The organism is Pseudomonas sp. SCA2728.1_7, from assembly GCF_018138145.1.
In the GTDB taxonomy this organism is placed as follows: domain Bacteria; phylum Pseudomonadota; class Gammaproteobacteria; order Pseudomonadales; family Pseudomonadaceae; genus Aquipseudomonas; species Aquipseudomonas koreensis_A.
Map to the genome: position 1 here is coordinate 1,229,163 of NZ_CP073104.1, position 17,912 is coordinate 1,247,074.

Below are 17,912 nucleotides of genomic sequence, written 5' to 3' on the forward strand. Positions count from 1 at the left end.
ATGGACATTGCACTCATCCTCTCCGCTGTGATCGCCGTCATCATCATCTTAGTGGGCTTGGGCATCTACAACGACATCATCGGGGGACACAACGCAGTACAACGTGCCTGGTCGGACGTCCTCGTTTACGAACGCCAGAAGACCAAGGTGCTCGATCAGCTTCAAAAGGTGCTCGCCGACTTCATGGTCTTTGAGGCCAGCCTCCTCGAAAAAATCACCGGCCTGCGCAGCGCAGTCCACGCCCTGCCTGCTGGAGCGGACGGCCATGCCCTCACGAAAGTTGAAACCGCCTCTAGAGAGCTGATGGGTGGCTTGCGCATCGCTTTCGAGGCCTACCCTGACCTGAAAGCATCAGAAGCGGCAAACAACATGATGCGTGAAATTGCCGAACAACAAGAGAACGTCGGCGCGGCCATCACCATCTACAACCGCAACGTCGAACTGTTCAACAACACCGTCGAAATGTTCCCCGGCTCGGTCGTCAATGGCCTGTTCAACAAGAAAACTCGCGTTACGCCATTCACCGATACCGAAGCTTCGCAGAGTTTCTCTTACACCCCGAATATCTAACCTGCGTTAAGCAATCAACCATCACCCGTGAGGGTGGTGGTCGATCACCTGCCTTCTTGAATAGATTCGCCGCTGATTTCTGGGGCGCGAACCATTCAATGACACGAGCGTTCAATCAGCCCCTTCTGAATCAACCAGCCCCACGACCGGAACCTGCCACGAAGGCTTTTTCCCACTCTGACCATCAAACACCCGACGCGCCTCGCGAAAATCATCGACGTGCTCCACAACCCACGTCCAAATCGGCGACATACGAACCAACAACTCCATCCCCAACGCCGTCAGCTCGTACTCAACATGGGGCGGCACTTGATCCAACTCCCGCCGTATCAGCAGACCATCGCGTTCCAGTGCACGCAGAGTCTTGGTCAACATGCGCTGAGTCACGCCCGTCATTTGCCGTTTGATCTCGGCATGACGCATCGTGCCGTACACACCCAGGGCATGCAGGATGCCCAGTGACCAGCGGCTACCGGCGTGAGCCAGGACTTCGCGCCGCACGCCATCATCGTCTCGTCTTAGCGTCTGGCAGATCGCTTCTGCCTGGCTAAGGGTTTCCTCATCGGTCATGTGTCCCCCTGGTATCACGCGTGTGCCTTCTTCTGAGCGCTGCGCAATCGTGCCAGCATCGGCAGATCATACAGACGACGAATCTCAGGAAACATCATGACCGAAGCGACCCACCCTTCCCCACAATCCATTCTCGTACTCGGCGCCGGCGAACTCGGCCTGCCGGTGCTGCGCAATCTTGCGCGGGTAGCCGAGCGCTCGACCGGCAGCACCATCAGCGTCCTGCTCAGGGATTCGACCATCAACACGCAAGTCCCTGAGAAAAAGCGGGAAGTCGATGAACTGCGCAGTCTGGGTATCCAGATGGTCGCTGCAGACTTGGTTAAAGATTCCATCGATCAACTGGCCGAAGTGTTCGCAGCATTCGACACCGTCATAGGCTGCGCCGGCATGGTCGCGGGCCGTGAAACGCCGATGAAACTGGCCACAGCAGCGCTAAAGTCCGGCGTGAAGCGCTACTTCCCCTGGCAGTTCGGCGTCGATTTCGAAGTGATTGGTCGGGGCAGCCCACAGGATTTGTTCGATGCGCAACTCGACGTGCGCGAGTTGCTCCGCGCCCAGGATAAAACCGAATGGGTGATCATCTCGACCGGCATGTTCACCAGCTTCCTGTTCGAGCCAGTATTTGAAGTCGTCGACTTTGAGAACCACACCGTCAACGCCTTGGGCAGCCTGGAAACCAGCGTGACGCTCACGACACCGGAGGACATCGGCAAGCTGACAGCGGACATCGTTTTCTTCGAACCGCGCTTTCGCAATGAGATCGTCTACCTGTCTGGCGACACGGTGACGTATGGGCAGGTGGCGAGCCTGCTTGAACGCGTGCTGGGGCGGCCGTTCAAGCGTAACGTCTGGACGGTTCCGTACCTGATGCAGGAACTGGAAAAAGACCCCACTCACCACATCAAAAAATACCGCGCCGTATTTGCCCAAGGCAGAGGCGTGTCGTGGCCGAAAGCGGGGACGTTCAACGAACAGAAGTCGATTCAGGTCACTACGGCTGAACAGTGGGCTCGGGATAACCTGGCAGTCGATTGACGCAAAGAAAGCAACCCACTCGCAGGTACAGATACGCGTAGGTCTCTCGACATTTATCGCGGCTGAAGAGCCAGCCCGTTCCCACCTTGGAACACACTCAAAAGTGGGAGCGAGCCTGCTCGCGAAAGCGCCAGAGTTCACACCTGATCAATCACCAAGTGCCCCGACACCCGCATCACTCCGGCAATTGCAAATTATCCAACGCCCGATTCACCGCCAACTCCCCGAGCATGATCAACTGCGCAATCCCCGCCAGCGCATGGCGCTGCGATGCCGGCAACAGGCTGGAGACGTTCTGGGCGATGGTTTTGGCCGAAGCGAGTGTTGCACTGGCATCGACCAGCAGTTCTTCGGTTTTGTTGTCGGCGGTGACGGCATACATCCCACGATTTTTACGTGGCGGTGGCGTGGAACCGGGCGGACAGAGGTAATGGTCGAGCGCACGGTCGGCGGCTTCGTGGAGTTTTCTGGAATCGATGGATTCGTAGGGGGAAACCGAGGCGGTTTCGGGCGGGTTGGGTGTTGGTTTGATCATGGTGAAGCTCCTTGATGACTGGAGCCGCCACCGTTCGCGGTCAAACAAACAGGGTGGCAGCTGTACGCGGGTTGACCGACCGGACATCAAGGAATCCGGCACACCCGAAGGTGTCCCACGCACAGCCACCGCGATATGATTTCAGACAATGCCTGAACACGTGCAGAACGCTGGCGCGCCTTGATGTTGGGCGGACGGTCAAATCCGATCGCTGATTCGTCAGCGACCGGACCACAATAGAACCCGCCCCCAAGGCGCACAAGCCGGCGGATTCTGGCGTAGCTGTAGGCAAAGGCGCAAGGATGTGTAGCCTGCGAGAGTGTCTGGAGATGTTTTTAAACGTTGGTGTTTATCGAAATCCTCATTGCGTCTCGGATCCCACCGCAGATCCCTCTCCTTGCCCCGACAGATGTAACCGTCCGGCGAATACATCCCCCTGAAACTGATAGGGAGCCATCGCCTCCATTGAACCGAGGCCGCAGTGGTTATGCGGATTCTGTTCTCTATAATCACTGACCGGCCATGTTTAGGGTGCTTGTCATGCCAGCCTCCGCAGATCAAAACTCCGCTGTCGTTTTATGCGCAGCTTCCAATAACGACCTGGAAGATCTGGCAGCCATCAGGATTGAGGCCATGCGCGAGAGCCTCGAACGGCTTGGAAGATTTGACCCAGATCGTGCGCGCGAACGATTTCTTGCTGGGTTCGACGCTAACAGCACACGCCGCATAGAAGTATCAGGTGGTCTGGTCGGTTTTGTCGTAATCAAAGACCAGCAGAACGAGCTGCTGCTTGACCACTTGTACTTGGTACCCAGTGCTCAAGGAGCAGGAATCGGCTCTGAAGTGCTTACTCGGATTTTCAGAGAGGCTGATGAGATCGGGCGTCCCATCAAGGTGGGTGCTCTCAAGGAAAGCGCTTCAAATCGCTTTTACACTCGCCATGGCTTCGTGTTCGTCGAAAGCGGTGAATTCGATAATTATTATGTCCGGGCTAGCGGTAATGCCCTTAATTTGGGCGACTAGACAGATCTTGATACAGTGCCCCCGTCAAAGGTTGCACCGTTAGATGGGCATCTGCATTCAAAAGGACGGATCCATTTTTCAAAAATAAATCCGTCCCCCTTCCCAGTCCCTTTTCCCCTTGTCGTTCAAATTATTGAACGACTACAAAGGTCGTAGAAGCGCTACCTGTTCCCGGAAAAGATCATCAGCAGCACCAGCCAACTACCCTTCAAAGTCGCAATGTATCTGCATGCTCTCTGTCGGGTTCCGGTGAATCTTGAAGCCGCACTGCATCAGAGCAGCCTTGACCACTTTGAGAACGCTGAGATGTTCAACTGCCTTGGTGTGTTGAAGGCTCGGCGATGTAAATACGCCCAACGGCAAAAATCGCAGTCTCCTGCCATTCAGAATGATGGAAACATCCACATGAGAGCCATCCACGTCATGCCCATTGGAGCCGAATATATCGTTCACTTCATCTTTTCGGCCTGGGTAGCAAGCGCAAAACAACCGGATGCCCAGCCACCTCGACAGGAACCTGAATAACCCCAGCTGACTGCTTTGATTTTCATATCCGCGAACGAGCAGTAGTTCAACTGACGAGGGAAGCTTCGACTGGGCTTCAATCAATTTAAGGAAGACATTTTTTTCAATGTGTACTTCAGAGGATGGCCAGCGAGGCTTGACCTTCAGGCCCTGATTCTCTCCTTTGAGAAGGGTCAACATAGCGTTCGAACTCTACTTTCAACTATTTGATTTCACGAAATTTAGCATGGGCAAGCGTCCCTGCGCTTACAGGCAAAATCTAGGCTGTCGGGCCGCCATCGCGGTCAAGCCAACTCCCACAGATTTCAGTGCCCGGACACACTATCCGTGACCAACCCAAAACCCCGTAGGAGTGAGCCCGCTCGCGAAGGCACCAGAACGGACACCCAATCAATCACCAGATGTGCCCGACACCCGCATCACTCCGGCAACTGCAAATTATCCAACGCCCGATTCACCGCCAACTCCCCGAGCATGATCAACTGCGCAATCCCCGCCAGCGCCTGGCGCTGCGATGCCGGCAACAGGCTGGAGACGTTCTGAGCGATGGTTTTGGCCGAAGCGAGTGTTGCACTGGCATCGACCAGCAGTTCTTCGGTTTTGTTGTCCGCCGTCACGGCGTACATCCCACGGTTTTTACGTGGGGGCGGCGTGAAACCGGGTGGACAGAGGTAATGGTCGAGAGCGCGGTCGGCGGCTTCGTGGAGTTTTTTGGAATCGATGGATTCGTAGGGAGAAACCGAGGCGGTTTCAGGTGGGTTGGGTGTTGGTTTGATCATGAGTGAATCTCCAAATCATAGAAAAGGAGCCATCATCTTTCGCTACCAAACGAAGGGGTGGTGGCCATACGAAGGTTGGTAGACCGGTGACTTGGAGAACCGGCGCGCCCGAAGACGCCCTGCGCATGGCCACCATAAATACACAGCCCCAAAAAGGCCTGTATCGGGTGACGCTATGCGCCAAGTCTAAGCCGGGCTACCAAACCCGATCGCTGATTCGTCAGCGACCGAACCACAATAGAATCCGACCCAAAAGCGCACAAGCCGGCGGATTCTGGCGTAGCTGTAGGCAAAGGCGCAAGGATGTGTAGCCCGGGAGAGTGTTTGGAGATGTCTTTTTAAACGTTGGCGTTTATCGAGACCTTACTGCGGCACCTCCCCACTTAAACAAATCTGCCCCATTACCGGCAATTTTTCCCGCGCATAAAGCGTAAACCCAGTCGGGACGTAAAGGCATTGCGAGCGACTCGACAGAAGCCCCTCACCATCAGTCAATCAAAGGACTGTAGGAAATGTTGAGCGCAACTTTTGCCTCAGGCATTCTGTGCGACGCAAATGTACATGGACGGTAGATTTTTGGCGGTACTGTTAAATGAAACTAAAAATATTAGCCATCAGCCTTTTATGTTGCGTCAGTTTATTTTCTAGCGCAGCAGACGTTCCTATCAAAGAGGGAATGCCATTTTCGAAAGCCCGAAAAGCTTTGATCAAAAATGGCTGGAAGCCGAATCCGTCCTACTCAGGTGAGTTCGGGGTTGAAAACGTCATCCAAAGAAAAGGCTTCAATGAAATCGAGTCGTGCACGGAGGGCGCCCGTTACTGCAGCTTCAACTACATCAAGAACGGAGATTGTTTAGGTGTAGGAACTGTCGGCGAAGAAGTCAAAGACATGAAAGTTTATTCCTGGAACTTCAAATGCCCTGAAAAGGATTGAAACCAGAAATCGACAACAAAGTGGGCGGCGCTTCCCGAAGGTCCAGGCAAGAAGAATCGCTATCCTCCGCAACCTTACGCCGAGTATCCGGACTTTTTATCGACCTACAAATCTGCGGAGGAACTGTCCAATGAAGGCCTCAACCCTCGTACTTGTCGCAGTTTATTGCATGGGTATCAGCGCAGCGTTTGCCGGTGGCTCACAGGCGTCACGCGAAAAGCACGGGCCAGCAGGCATCGTCGTCGGTGAGCGTTTAGTGGCGGCCAGGGCCAAGCTAGTCAAACAAGGCTGGAAGCCGACGCAGATGCATACCAACGACGGCTATGAATACAGTGGCGTGGAGAAGGAGTTGGCTGCACACAAGTTCTTCGAACTGGATAGCTGCTCTTTTGATAGCTCGCGCTGCATCTTGTACTACGCGAAGAAAGGAACCTGCCTACGCGTCGATACCATCGGAGAGCAATTCAATGACATGACGGTAACGCGATGGACCCGCGAATGTCCTGAAGCGCCTCAATAACCACACGAAAACGGCACGGTAATAATCAACTGCTCCCACAGGTTTCAGCGTTGTACACAACATCTGCAATCAGCATAAAACCCTGTGGGAGCGAGCCTGCTCGCGAAAGCGCCAGAATGAACACCCGATCAATCACCAGGTGATCCCGACACCCGCATCACTCCGGCAATTGCAAATTATCCAACGCCCGATTCACCGCCAACTCCCCGAGCATGATCAACTGCGCAATCCCCGCCAGCGCCTGGCGCTGCGATGCCGGCAACAGGCTGGAGACGTTCTGGGCGATGGTTTTGGCCGAAGCGAGTGTTGCACTGGCATCGACCAGCAGTTCTTCGGTTTTGTTGTCCGCCGTCACGGCGTACATCCCACGGTTTTTACGTGGAGGCGGCGTGGAACCGGGTGGACAGAGGTAATGGTTGAGCGCGCGGTCGGCGGCTTCGTGGAGTTTTTTAGAATCGATGGATTCGTAGGGGGAAACCGAGGCGGTTTCGGGCGGGTTGGGTGTTGGTTTGATCATGGTGAAGCTCCATATTTATACCTGGTGGAACCACCAACACCTGTCGCTAAACAAGTAAGGGTGGCAGCTGTACGCGGGTTAGCGAACCGAGAGGTATAAGACCCGGCAGACCCGAAGGTCTCCCACGCACAGCCACCATAGCGTCGTCGCAAACGTCTGCGACAAACTGGAGCGTCGTTGTACTTATACCTGGTCGGGTCGCTAAACCCGGTCGCTGGGTTGCCAGCGACCCATAGACGATATAGACCAGGTATAAAGCCCACAAGCCGGCGGATTCTGGCGTAGCTGTAGGCAAAGGCGCAAGGATATGTAGCCTGAGAGAGTGTCTGGAGATGTCTTTTTAAACGTTGGTGTTTATCGAATGCCAATTGCTGACTGGGGTACAGCCGATCGGCCGAACTTGCTTTCGCAGCCTCAGATCTCCCGAGTGTTCAGACATAAGGAACCGTCAACATGTACCCACCGACACATTACCTGAGGTGAGCATCGGTGCTGTCCGTTTACTAAGTGTGCTCAGATCTCTTCGGTATTGATTGATACAGTGATGTTGAAGAATTTTATTTCTGACCACGAATTACGTTTGTTCACCGGCGTCTCCTCGGAGCCCATGCCGAGCAGATACCATCGCTGTGTTTTTTTATCGCGATAAGAATAAAATGTTGAGTCCCAGCCGCAGCAGATAAACCGGAGCATCGGAAGGTTGAAAGTCTGGTTCATGTATTTTTCCGCCTCAAGGGCGTCTGAGCCTTTTACGCGGTACCGAGCAATGAGAGGCTTTCCCTGTTCATCATTGTTTTGAGTGCATTCCACGTACTCTACAAAATCAGGCTTGTCGCTTAGTTTTGCTAGAAAGTCATCGCATCGAGGCTTAGCCATCGCGCAGCTGGCAAGCATTGATAAACTTATCAAAAAAAGTAAGGAGATTAGTCTGTTCATTTATTTCTCCACGATAAGTTTGCCAATGTATTTCCCTTTACCTTCTTTCATGCGCTTATCAATTAAGTAGTCGTAAATATCATTCCACTTCAGTAATTCGTAAAAGGTCACGCAGCCTTCTGACAAATGACCGATGTGAATATACCGACTGCTATTCCCTGTTGTGCCTTCAACCTCAATCGGGAACCAGACGTCATTGCAGCGTACTCTTCCTGGGTGTGCGGCCTTGTAACCGGCTGTAGAAATATTGGCATGAGACTGATCTGGAGCCATAATCCGATGGGTACCCGGCGGAAGCGGTGTATATTCACCACCCCAAACACTGTTTAAGGTCACTTTGGCGGTTTTGCCATCGAAGCTCGCGATTGCCCATTGTTGTTTGTTCGTATCGCCTCGGATTTCGGAGCGGGTAGACACTGGATTGCCGTGGTATTTGACATTCATCGTGGCGGGCGCTTTTGGAGCAACATCCGAAAGATATTTTTCCGCATTTTCAGTGGCCATGCTGGCCTCTATTCCCACCCATGAGCTATTGCCGTCAGCAACTTTGAAATAGGTGCGGCCATTTTTTTCTTTCAGCATAGTGACTTTTGTGTATTCACAAAGAAAAGCATCTTTGCCGCTCGGCTCCTGACGTATTTTTAACCAGCCGCTGTCATTAGGGCGTCTCGAGTATTTGGTAGCAACAGTAACTGCATGGCTGCTGTTTGGCTGATTATTTGAGCTTGTTCGATTGTTCGTAAGTACTGGCATTCTTCAGTGTCCATTTAGAAGCTAAGCGTTAAGCGATGTCGTCAGGTTCCAGATGCAAATCTTCAACAACCGAGGTCGGTATCCGCTGGGTTTTCCCCAATTCGTTCGTTACGCCTCTGAAAATCTTTCCAGATGCGGTGGTCACCTTGTAGGCAAAATCTGCTACGGGCTCACCTTCCGTATCGAGCAGGGTGAATTGCTCATCGAAGCCGAACGATATCGGAATAATCGGAGTAAAGGACGCTCCGCCTCCGGTGTTACCAATGATGATGGTGCCAGATCCACCCACGACTACGTTCCCATGGCTCCCTAAACTTCCAGTAACGACCGCCGGCTTGCCATTGATCAGCACGCTGGTAATGACGTTGTCCGAAATCTGGCTTCCACAGGCTGTTGTGTCCGTTTGCCTGGCTGCGCTCAAGCCGTCAAAAAAAACGTCTGGAGAGCCGCTGGTTATAGGGTTCGTGCCATGACCCGGCATCGGGCAATCTGTAGCGTCAGTAACACGGGCTGCAGGTTTACCACTCATATGAACCTCCTTAATTGAGGTGGGTTTGATAAGAGCTGGCCGTGCTTCCAAAGCACCACCGGCAATCGTCTGGATCGAATAGTGAAATTTGATCCCAACTGCTTGTTTCGACGTCATTGGTTGGCATCACGCGTATGGCTTCACTCGCGTGCCAATGCATTTCTTTTGTGGGGGCGCCATCCAGGCTGTTGAGGAACGTGTTGTAGTCGGCGAGTTTCAAGAGGCTATAAGTTCTGCCCAGTAAACCGGGAAGCTCATCGCCCCAATGCACATAATGCTCATCGCTCCAACTGCGCACATCGATGTAGGTAAACCATCCCATGGGAACGAGTTGTTTGTTTTGAATCGAGAGGTGACCATTGTTGGCGGCAAAACCCAAGCAGATATGAAGGTTCAACCCGCCTTGCTGTTCAGCCAGAAGGCCAGGATAGAAAAAATCGGAGAGAGGATGTGCTTCGAGATCGGAGTTTTGCGCCGCGATCTCTGCGTCAAGTCGCGAGACAAATACCCGAACTACAGAGACACCGGTGGTGGTAGTTGTACAGCTCACGTCATGGTACTGACCATGTGTATTTCGTCTGGTCAAGCCATAAAGGCGGATTGAAGATTTGAACGTAGAGGACTGCATCCATGCTCCTGAATAACATCCAAGTGCCTCAAGATGAAAGGCAAAACGGCGAATTGACTCAGTCTATTGAGATCAATATAAAAATGCTGCCAATACGTCTGGGGGTCTTAGCCACGCGCCCCCGCGCCCCAGACGTCGATGAAATCTTGCTGCTACATATTTTATTCAGATTGTCAGATAAGGATAAGTTTGTCGATGGTAAGTCTACTGACATTCCGTTTCCAACGATGCTCCTGCGGCATTCTGATTTTCTGCAGATATCGGACAAGAGCTACCTGTAGTGAAAGGCAGCTTCCGCCGAAGTGCGTGTACTTCTTGGGGTGCGGCACTTCCTGCTTACACTACAGGTTTATACCTTCACCCTCGGCCGAAAGAGGGCATTCACGACAGACATCCTCTAGCCAAAGGCAACCAAGCACACTCCCGGCAATCCAGACCGCACCACCACAGCTGAGACAACAAATAGGTGCCTTCAACCCCGCAAATCACGGCCTCACCAACCTCGGCAACACCACCCCCTCCACCAACCTCTCAACCCCCAACCGCACCCTCTCCCCACCCTGCTCAATCACCACCCCATCCCCCTCCACCGCCACCAACCTCACCCCAGGCCCCACCTTCTCCCCCTGCAAAAAACTCCTCGGCGGCCCATCGTTCAAACTCAGTATCGCCACCGCCCCCCGACTCCCCGCCATCACCCCGCTCACCTTGATGTCCATCGGCGCCGTTTGATTGGAAAACCACTGCAATGCCGGGCTATCACTGCGCGCCGCCAGCAACTGCGGGGCGGCTGCCGGGGTGTGTGATTCGGCGGAGGTCAGTAGCAGCGACGACCATGTCGCCACGCCGACCAGCGCGGCGAGCAGCGCGAGGGCCTGGGCCATTTGGGGTGGGGAAACGCGTGCGGTGAAGGTCATGGGTTGAATCTCCTTTTTATCCCTGCTGTCAGCCTACGCGGCAATTCTCTCCGTTTTATTTCACACGCCTTACATGTTGGCCGTGCACGATGGCGCAGGACGCAAAGGAGCGCGCGCGCGATGAACAGGCAACAGGGTTTTACGCTGATCGAGTTGATGGTGGTGCTGGTGATCATTGGCATCGCCAGTGCGGCGATCAGCTTGAGTATCAAGCCCGATCCTTTGCAGTTGCTGCGCAAGGATGCCGAGCGGGTGGCGCAGTTGCTTCAGGTGGCGCAGGCTGAGGCGCGCGCCGATGGCCGGCCGATTGTGTGGGTGAGTGATGCCAAGGGGTTTCGGTTTAGTCGGCGCAGTGACAGTGGCAAGGGGTTTGATCATTTCGCGCAGGATCCGCAGTTGCGGCCGCGTGCCTGGCAGAGTCCGAAGATGGAGGTGCGGGTGGAGCCGAAACAGAGGGTTGTGCTGAACGCTGAGTGGATCAATCCGCCGCTGCAATTGACGTTGTCGGATGGCTTGAATCGCTTGAGTGTGCTGCGTGATGGCAGTGGAAGGATCAGCCTGCAATGAAGCGCCAGCAAGGGTTTACGTTGATTGAGGTGATGGTCGCGATTTTGCTGATGGCGGTGGTGAGTTTGATTGCCTGGCGGGGGCTGGACAGTGTGACGCGGGCGGACAGTCATTTGCAGGCCAGCAGTGAGCAGAGTGACGGTTTGTTGCGGGCGCTGAATCAGTTGCAGCGGGATGTGGATATGCGGGCGGGGATTGAGTTGACCGAGCCGAAGAAGGTTGGCGTGGATGATGAGCCGCCGAGCGCCCCGCCGGCTCTGACTGTGCGCAGTAGCGACAGTAAGGGTTTTCGTCTGGACATTATTCGCACGGCGGCGGATCAGCCGGGGGCTTTGCAGCGGGTGCGGTGGTGGGTCAAGGGCGACACGTTGTATCGGGCGGTGGCTGAGGCGCGGAGTCGGTATCCGTTGCCGGCGCCTGGGAATGGGGTTGCTGTTTTGAGTGATGTCAGTGATGTGCAGGTGCGGGTTTGGGAGGTGGATAAGGGGTGGCGGCAGTTGAGTGGGAATCGGCGGGAGGATCCGTTGGGGTTGGAGATTCGCTTGAGTCGGGGGACGGCGCAGGGGGTGGAGAAGTATCGGCAGGTGATTGGGCCGTTGCAGTAGATCGCCGGCCAGGAATCAAATGTGGGAGGGGATTGCTCGCGGGCGTGGTGGGTCAGTCAACATGGTTGTTACTGATGGATCGCTTTCGCGAGCAGGCTCGCTCCCACAATTGGATTGGGGGTAGTCAGTTGGAGGTTGGTTGGCTGTGAGGTCGTCATCGCGAGCAGGCTCACTCCTACAATTGGATTGGGGGTAGTCAGTTGGGGGGTGGTTGGCTGTTGGGCCGTCATCGCGAGCAAGCTCGCTCCCACAATTGGATTGGGGGTAGTCAGTTTGAGGTTGGTTGGCTGTGAGGTCGTCATCGCGAGCAGGCTCACTCCTACAATTGGATTGGGGGGTAGTCAGTTGGGGGTTGGTTGGCTGTGAGGCCGTCATCGCGAGCAGGCTCACTCCTACAGTGGGATTGGGTGAGGTCAGTTGGGGATTGGTTGGATGTGAGGCCGTCTTCGCGAGCAGGCTCGCTCCCACAGTTTTTAATCTGCGTACAACCCAAGCGGCAAAGCCGCCCCACTCAACAGGATGAGCGTTAGCTCGGCTGCAGCTTTTGATCTTGATCCACGGGCGACGTCGGAAGGCTGAGTGGAGGGATTCATCCGGGGGTGGGAGCGCAGCGACCGTTTGGCGCAGCCAAATGCATCGAGAGGAGGTGCAGCGAAGCAAACCGTAGGCGATGCGCCCGGATGGATCCCGGAGCGAAGGAACCCCGAGCCCCAGCGAGCGGGCCGGACGTAGGAGCAAGCGTTTTTGGTTACTTTTGAGGCGTTTGTCAAAAGTGACCCGCCGTAAGGGCGGAACCCTAAGCCGCCGTTACCGCAGCAACGGATATGTACCCAATAAAACCCACTAGCTCAAAACAACGACACCACCAGGCAGCTCGGTGCATTTGACGCCATAAGCATCGCGAATCAGCAATGCAACGCCAGCAAGTTGATCAAGGCTAAAGCGCGCCTGCACCCGCCGCTGCCCAAGCTCACGATTAAGCAGCAACAACATCCCCGGCCGATACCGGTTGATCTCGTCGATCATCTGGCTGAGGGTTGCGCCGTTGAACACCAGCACTTGTTGGCGCCAGTTCATCACGGCGGCTGTGTCGACGCTTTGTACGCTGCCGACTTGCCGTGCGTCGTAGGTGACTTGCTGGCCCGGTTCGAGGCGCACGCTGCGACCTTCAACATCCACTTCAACCGCACCATCGAGACAAGTCACACAGACTTGTTGATCGGTATTACGCAGGTTGAAACGCCCCTGACTGGCGCGCAACCACCCTCCTCCAGCCTGCATCGCCAACGGCAACCGCGCGGTCTGCACTTCGACTTCGCCACTGACCAGCTCAAACCCCTGCACACCCTCAGACACTGCACGCTGATTAATCCGCGTCTGAGTATTCAGCTCCAGGCTCACACCCTGCGCCGGTTCAAATCGGCGCTGCTGGCCAACCTCAGTTATGTAGTCAGCACCCAGCCCTTCAAAACCACCAGGAATCGTCCCGCGCACCAGCAAAAACGCCGCCGACGCAGCAATCGCCCCACCGAGAAAGGCACGACGGCCAAACCCACGCGGCGCCTGCATTTGCTCCATGGCCGGTTGCAGTTGTTGCCACAACCGCTTGGCATCTTCGAACGCGCGGGCATGTTCGGCACTCTGCGCGCACCATTCGCGCAGGGCGCGGGCGTCGGCCACGGTGGCGCGGCCGGAGGTCAGCAGGACCAGCCAGTCGCGGGCTTCGCTGTGCAGAATATCGGCCGCCGATGGCTCGGCAGGTGTCAGTCGAAAGATGTTCAAACGCGCAGATTCTCAACGAATTGATCGGGCACTATTCAGAAGACGGTTTTCCGGCCCCGCGACCGAACCGCTGAAACACTTTTCTTTCCAGTTTCGCGGCACAAAAGCCCAACGCAGCTTTGATTTCCTTCTCGACCATGCGCGTGGAAATGCCGAAACGCTGCGAGATTTCCAGGTGCGGCGCCTCCTCCAGACGCGCCGCGATGAAGATCTTCCGGCGCCGTGCGGGCAGCTCGTACAACGCACTGAGCAGTGTCTGGATTTCCTTTTGCCCGCCCACTACTCGCGCGGGATCGAGGGCTTCGTCGCCGATTTGCAGCAGCTCCTCGACTTCCTCGCCGGTGAGCAGGCGCGCATCGGCCTGACGGCGGTCGGCGGCGATGTTCAGGGCCATGCGATAGAGGTAGGCATTCGGCCGCAGGACGTTCGGCGGCGTCTCCATGCGGTCGACCCGCAGGTAGGTTTCGTGCAGCACATCGTTGGCCAGATCTTCCGAACCGAGACGCCGGCGCAGGCGCACCCGAAAGTCCTCGTAGGACGTCAGGAACAGTTGGACCATCGAACCTTGTCCGGTGTCTTTCATCCCCCGGAAACTCCTTCCCATTTGGTGCATTCCATGCGTTTCCCTGACGACTCCGGTAACAACAGCAACGTGACCGGCTGACGCAAGGCGCTGGGCGTCGGCCGGTCGATCTTGAGATTGCGAAAGCTTTCCACCAGCGCGTTGTCGCGCCGTACATCTCCGGTCGAAGTGACCAACCGGTTGTGCTGCACCAAGCCGTCGCGGCCAACCCAGACCTGCAACACCGCGCGATAACTGCCCGGCCGCGTCAGCGGCGAGCGGCACAGGTTGCGTTCGATCGCCGCCTGCACCGCCGTGGCGTAACTGCGGTTGACCGCGACGCTTTCCGGCGTCTGTTTTTGTGGCGGCGCCGGTACGTGTTCGACCTGCGCCACTTGCAAGGTAAACGCATCGTCGCGGGCATACCGCGCCATCAAACCGCTGCCGCCGAGCAATCGACGCAGGGCATCGGCGGCGGTGTATTCGCCGTCCACCGCGAGCGAACGTCGGCCGCGACTCAACTGACTGTCGACCAGCACCGCAACGCCAGTGGCGTGGCTGTACTGATCCAGCGCGTGCGCCAGATCCTGTGCCGGAATGTGCAGCGTCATGCGCAAGTCCGCCGGCACCGCGTCGGCCATGGCGTGGCCCGCCGCACAGCCAAGCAGCCACCCCAGACACATCCGGCGCACAAGCCTCGTTGAACGCTGAAAACCGTCCGTGGAATTGCCTCGCTGCACGGCTGACGAATCCTTGGAAATCGTCATCCTGAGGGCTGTTTATGAATCTGGTGTGACGGGCGGTGCAAAAAAACCATCACGGGAATTGCGCACGGCTTGCACTAGACTCAAGCCAAAGCGCGGCCCCGTCGGGCCGGCCAGGAGGCGAGCATGAACACACTGTGGCGATTGAGCCTTGGCGGGCTGTTGTTGATGGCGCTGTCGAGCGCTTATGCCGAGGAACCGTTGGGCTGTGTCGAGGTGACGGTCGGCGGTTACAAGGCGCCGAATTACGACTGTTTGAGCCAGCAGATGGGTAACAACCCGGAAGGTGCTGCGGCGGCGGAGAAGAATCAGGAGGCGCTGAATGTGCCGGTGAATAAGCGGCCGCCGAATCAGGTCGGCCTCGCGACACCGGCGGCGACCAGCACGCGGATGGGCAATACCTTTGGCACCTCGGTGAAACCACAACGCCCACCGCAATGATTTTGATCTTGATCGTTCCCACGCTCCGCGTGGGAATGCCTCAACGGACGCTCTGCGTTCGGCTCTGGAGGGGACGCGGAGCGTCCCGGGCTGCATTCCCACGCGGAGCGTGGGAACGATCAACGATCATCGGGGGCTCAATCGCTTGGGGTTTGGCGGAAGCTTACTGCGAGGCGATTCCAACTGTTGATGGTGGTCACGGCCATGGTCAGATCGACCAGTTCGCCTTCGCTGAATTGCTCGCGGGCCTGCTGATAAACCTCATCGGGCACGCGGCTGTCAGCTAACAGTGTCACCGCCTCGGCCCAAGCCAGCGCCGCACGCTCACGCGGGTTGAAGAAGTTGCTGTCACGCCACACCGCGATCGCATACAAGCGCCGATCACTCTCCCCCGCCCTCCGCGCATCGACCGAATGCATGTCGGTGCAGAACGCGCAGCCATTGAGCTGCGAGGCGCGGATCCGGATCAATTGCAGCAGCGGCTGTTCGATGCTGAGGTTGGCGGTCAGCGCCTCCATGGCAATCATCGCTTTCATCGCCTTGGGCGAAGCGTTGTAGTAATCCAGGCGCGGGGACATAGCGGTTCTCGGTGGACGGAATAATGACTTCACCGTAAACGCCGACAGCGGCGCATTACAGCCCCAATTGCACGGAAAATCGCTACACCACTGCCTCCTGCCCTGCGCAGATCCCCTGTGGGAGCGAGCCTGCTCGCGAAGGCGTCAGGTCAGTCAGCCAATTTTTGAATGACACACCGCATTCGCGAGCAGGCTCACTCCTACAGGGGATTGGGGCCAATTTCGGGTTTTTCGGGTAGGCAACTATTGTGGATCACGCTTCAGCGGTAATCTGGCGGGCACGCAAATAGCCCTGGGAGCCTCGTCGGTATGGAACTTCACGTCGTGATCAACGGCCGCAAGGATCTTGCCGGTCAGTTGTATCAGCAACTGCGCGGCGCCATTGAATCCGGGCGCCTGGCCGCCGGCACGCAACTGCCACCCAGCCGCCTGCTCGCCGAGCAACTGGGCATCTCGCGCAAGACCATTTCCGACACCTACGCGCAGCTGACCTACGAAAACTTCCTCACCGGAGTGATCGGCAAAGGCACCTACGTCAACGCGCGTCCGGCGCAGATCCAGCGCAAGCAAAGCCACAGCGAACTGGCCAGTGCCGAAGTGATCGAGAGCTGGCGCAATCTGCCGGTGTTTCTGCGCCACCCGACGCTGGAAGGCTCGCTGCGTTATGACTTTATCGGTGGCGCCACCAGCAAGGGCCAGTTTCCGCAGGATGACTGGCGCCGCTGCGTCGCCCATGCGATGCGCCAGATGAGCCAGTCCAAGGGTTTCTACAGTGTCGCCGAAGGCCTGCCGGCGCTGCGCAATGCGATTGCCCGGCACATCGCGTTTTCCCGTGGGGTGAATTGTCAGGACGAAGACATCGTCGTATGCAACGGCGCGCAACAGGCGCTGGACCTGATCGCCCGCGTGCTGATCCGCCCGGGCAGTCTGGTGGCGATGGAAGATCCCGGTTATCCGCCGGCGCGTCTGCTGTTCGGCACCCATGGGGCCGAGGTGGTCGGGATTCCGGTGGATGCCGAGGGCATTCAGGTTGAGCACATTCCCGATGGGACGCGCCTCATCTATGTCACGCCTTCGCACCAGTTCCCGCTGGGCATGCCGATGAGTCAGGCGCGCCGCGAAGCCCTACTGGCCCGCGCTCATGAACTGGGCGCGATCATCATCGAGGACGACTATGACAGTGAGTTTCGCTACGAAGGTCGGCCGACCGATTCGCTGTACAACCTCGACCAGCGCGGCATCGTCGCCTACGTCGGGACGTTCTCGAAAACCCTGCTGCCGGAGCTGCGTCTGGGTTATGCAATTCTGCCGCCGGCCATTCTCGAAGCGGTGATCCGCGCCAAGCAACTGACCGATCTGCACGCTTCGACCCTGCCGCAATGGGCGTTGGCCAAGTTCATCGCCGAGGGTTGCCTGCTCAAACATATCCGCCGATGTCATGCGATCTACGCCCAACGCCGCGAGCGGATTCTGGCGCGCATGGCGGATGATTTGTCGCCATGGCTTGAGGCTGTGCCGGCCAGTGCCGGGTTTCATATGGCGGTGTTCTGCAAGGTGCCGATCGACTTGCCGCTGGTGATCGAACTGGCAAAAAAAGTCGAAGTCGGGCTGTACTCGATCAATGGTTTCTATCATCAACAGCCCACGAAAAACGGCCTGTACTTCGGCTTCGGCGCCATCGAAACCCTCGACATCGACATTGCGCTGGATCGCCTGCGCGACATCCTCCAGCAGGTCGCCTGAGCGATTGGCCTGAAGATTTAACCGCCGATTGGTTATTGGTGTTCCGGGGGTGCAGGCCTATCCTGCACAGGCGTTATCCCTCAATGAGCAGGATTC

General features: G+C 56.6%; 24 protein-coding genes. 10 read left to right on the forward strand and 14 right to left on the reverse strand.

Annotated features, from left to right (window positions below; translation table 11 throughout):
* Complete coding sequence (locus KBP52_RS05320; RefSeq protein WP_212622274.1) at positions 1-570, forward strand: LemA family protein; 570 nt, start codon at positions 1-3, stop codon at positions 568-570.
* 111 nt (positions 571-681) lie between these two features.
* On the opposite strand, the gene KBP52_RS05325 is transcribed toward KBP52_RS05320, so the two are convergent.
* Positions 682-1,140, reverse strand: a complete 459-nt coding sequence (locus KBP52_RS05325) for a helix-turn-helix domain-containing protein (RefSeq protein ID WP_077573217.1) — start codon at positions 1,138-1,140, stop codon at positions 682-684.
* Between the two features lie 96 nt (positions 1,141-1,236).
* On the opposite strand from KBP52_RS05325, the gene KBP52_RS05330 reads away from it, so the two are divergent.
* Positions 1,237-2,178: an aromatic alcohol reductase gene (locus tag KBP52_RS05330; RefSeq protein WP_212622275.1), complete on the forward strand. Its 942-nt coding sequence runs from the start codon at positions 1,237-1,239 to the stop codon at positions 2,176-2,178.
* Positions 2,179-2,353: 175 nt separating this feature from the next.
* Here KBP52_RS05330 and KBP52_RS05335 read toward each other — a convergent pair whose 3' ends face one another.
* On the reverse strand, positions 2,354-2,713 hold the full coding sequence (locus KBP52_RS05335; RefSeq protein WP_034155636.1) for a hypothetical protein: 360 nt from the start codon (positions 2,711-2,713) through the stop codon (positions 2,354-2,356).
* A gap of 540 nt (positions 2,714-3,253) precedes the next feature.
* On the opposite strand from KBP52_RS05335, the gene KBP52_RS05340 reads away from it, so the two are divergent.
* Positions 3,254-3,736 (forward strand): GNAT family N-acetyltransferase, encoded by a 483-nt coding sequence (locus KBP52_RS05340; RefSeq protein ID WP_212622276.1) that lies wholly within the window; start codon positions 3,254-3,256, stop codon positions 3,734-3,736.
* 201 nt (positions 3,737-3,937) lie between these two features.
* Here KBP52_RS05340 and KBP52_RS05345 read toward each other — a convergent pair whose 3' ends face one another.
* Both KBP52_RS05345 and KBP52_RS05350 read right to left on the reverse strand, forming a co-directional pair.
* Complete coding sequence (locus tag KBP52_RS05345) at positions 3,938-4,441, reverse strand: hypothetical protein (RefSeq protein WP_212622277.1); 504 nt, start codon at positions 4,439-4,441, stop codon at positions 3,938-3,940.
* A gap of 239 nt (positions 4,442-4,680) precedes the next feature.
* The gene (locus tag KBP52_RS05350; RefSeq protein WP_212622278.1) at positions 4,681-5,040 is read right to left on the reverse strand and encodes a hypothetical protein; all 360 of its coding nucleotides are present in this window, start codon (positions 5,038-5,040) and stop codon (positions 4,681-4,683) included.
* Between the two features lie 592 nt (positions 5,041-5,632).
* Between KBP52_RS05350 and KBP52_RS05355 the strand changes: the two genes are divergently transcribed.
* Together KBP52_RS05355 and KBP52_RS05360 are read left to right on the forward strand one after the other, a co-directional pair.
* Complete coding sequence (locus KBP52_RS05355; protein ID WP_249122261.1) at positions 5,633-5,974, forward strand: hypothetical protein; 342 nt, start codon at positions 5,633-5,635, stop codon at positions 5,972-5,974.
* Positions 5,975-6,104: 130 nt separating this feature from the next.
* Positions 6,105-6,494 carry a hypothetical protein gene (locus KBP52_RS05360; RefSeq protein WP_212622279.1) on the forward strand — a complete coding sequence of 130 codons (390 nt, stop codon included), beginning with the start codon at positions 6,105-6,107 and terminating at the stop codon, positions 6,492-6,494.
* 157 nt (positions 6,495-6,651) lie between these two features.
* Here the strand turns inward: KBP52_RS05360 and KBP52_RS05365 are convergent, their stop codons facing one another.
* The 5 genes from KBP52_RS05365 to KBP52_RS05385 all read right to left on the reverse strand — a co-directional run bounded on the left by KBP52_RS05365 (position 6,652) and on the right by KBP52_RS05385 (position 9,857).
* Complete coding sequence (locus tag KBP52_RS05365; RefSeq protein WP_212622280.1) at positions 6,652-7,011, reverse strand: hypothetical protein; 360 nt, start codon at positions 7,009-7,011, stop codon at positions 6,652-6,654.
* A 513-nt stretch (positions 7,012-7,524) separates the two neighbouring features.
* On the reverse strand, positions 7,525-7,947 hold the full coding sequence (locus tag KBP52_RS05370; RefSeq protein WP_160039611.1) for a DUF4952 domain-containing protein: 423 nt from the start codon (positions 7,945-7,947) through the stop codon (positions 7,525-7,527).
* Entirely contained in the window at positions 7,948-8,700 is a 753-nt protein-coding gene (locus tag KBP52_RS05375) for a hypothetical protein (protein WP_212622281.1), read from the reverse strand.
* Between the two features lie 28 nt (positions 8,701-8,728).
* Entirely contained in the window at positions 8,729-9,229 is a 501-nt protein-coding gene (locus KBP52_RS05380) for a PAAR domain-containing protein (protein WP_249122262.1), read from the reverse strand.
* Between the two features lie 10 nt (positions 9,230-9,239).
* Positions 9,240-9,857: a hypothetical protein gene (locus KBP52_RS05385; RefSeq protein WP_212623181.1), complete on the reverse strand. Its 618-nt coding sequence runs from the start codon at positions 9,855-9,857 to the stop codon at positions 9,240-9,242.
* Between the two features lie 2 nt (positions 9,858-9,859).
* Between KBP52_RS05385 and KBP52_RS05390 the strand changes: the two genes are divergently transcribed.
* Positions 9,860-10,138: a hypothetical protein gene (locus KBP52_RS05390; RefSeq protein ID WP_212622283.1), complete on the forward strand. Its 279-nt coding sequence runs from the start codon at positions 9,860-9,862 to the stop codon at positions 10,136-10,138.
* 204 nt (positions 10,139-10,342) lie between these two features.
* Here the strand turns inward: KBP52_RS05390 and KBP52_RS05395 are convergent, their stop codons facing one another.
* A complete protein-coding gene (locus KBP52_RS05395; protein WP_212622284.1) occupies positions 10,343-10,774 on the reverse strand; it encodes a type II secretion system protein N in 432 nt (143 codons plus the stop codon).
* A gap of 120 nt (positions 10,775-10,894) precedes the next feature.
* On the opposite strand from KBP52_RS05395, the gene gspH reads away from it, so the two are divergent.
* Both gspH and KBP52_RS05405 read left to right on the forward strand, forming a co-directional pair.
* Positions 10,895-11,341, forward strand: coding sequence for a type II secretion system minor pseudopilin GspH (gene gspH / locus KBP52_RS05400; RefSeq protein ID WP_008087980.1), 447 nt, complete (start codon positions 10,895-10,897; stop codon positions 11,339-11,341).
* Positions 11,338-11,946, forward strand: a complete 609-nt coding sequence (locus tag KBP52_RS05405; RefSeq protein ID WP_212622285.1) for a prepilin-type N-terminal cleavage/methylation domain-containing protein — start codon at positions 11,338-11,340, stop codon at positions 11,944-11,946. The genes gspH and KBP52_RS05405 overlap by 4 nt, the downstream gene beginning before the upstream one ends.
* 843 nt (positions 11,947-12,789) lie before the next feature.
* Here KBP52_RS05405 and KBP52_RS05410 read toward each other — a convergent pair.
* Genes KBP52_RS05410 through KBP52_RS05420 form a run of 3 tightly spaced genes read right to left on the reverse strand, consistent with a single transcriptional unit; the run spans position 12,790 to position 14,973 of the window.
* A complete protein-coding gene (locus KBP52_RS05410; RefSeq protein ID WP_212622286.1) occupies positions 12,790-13,728 on the reverse strand; it encodes a DUF4880 domain-containing protein in 939 nt (312 codons plus the stop codon).
* Between the two features lie 31 nt (positions 13,729-13,759).
* Positions 13,760-14,311, reverse strand: a complete 552-nt coding sequence (locus KBP52_RS05415) for an RNA polymerase sigma factor (RefSeq protein ID WP_134173619.1) — start codon at positions 14,309-14,311, stop codon at positions 13,760-13,762.
* The gene (locus tag KBP52_RS05420) at positions 14,308-14,973 is read right to left on the reverse strand and encodes a secretin and TonB N-terminal domain-containing protein (RefSeq protein WP_212623108.1); all 666 of its coding nucleotides are present in this window, start codon (positions 14,971-14,973) and stop codon (positions 14,308-14,310) included. Before KBP52_RS05420 ends, KBP52_RS05415 begins: the two co-directional genes overlap by 4 nt.
* A 207-nt stretch (positions 14,974-15,180) precedes the next feature.
* On the opposite strand from KBP52_RS05420, the gene KBP52_RS05425 reads away from it, so the two are divergent.
* A complete protein-coding gene (locus KBP52_RS05425) occupies positions 15,181-15,495 on the forward strand; it encodes a hypothetical protein (RefSeq protein ID WP_077573225.1) in 315 nt (104 codons plus the stop codon).
* Positions 15,496-15,632: 137 nt separating this feature from the next.
* Here the strand turns inward: KBP52_RS05425 and KBP52_RS05430 are convergent, their stop codons facing one another.
* Positions 15,633-16,073 carry a carboxymuconolactone decarboxylase family protein gene (locus tag KBP52_RS05430; RefSeq protein ID WP_016984408.1) on the reverse strand — a complete coding sequence of 147 codons (441 nt, stop codon included), beginning with the start codon at positions 16,071-16,073 and terminating at the stop codon, positions 15,633-15,635.
* 309 nt (positions 16,074-16,382) lie between these two features.
* Here KBP52_RS05430 and KBP52_RS05435 point away from each other — a divergent pair, with 309 nt between their 5' ends.
* Positions 16,383-17,816 (forward strand): PLP-dependent aminotransferase family protein, encoded by a 1,434-nt coding sequence (locus KBP52_RS05435; protein ID WP_212622287.1) that lies wholly within the window; start codon positions 16,383-16,385, stop codon positions 17,814-17,816.
* The last annotated feature ends 96 nt before the right edge of the window (positions 17,817-17,912 follow it).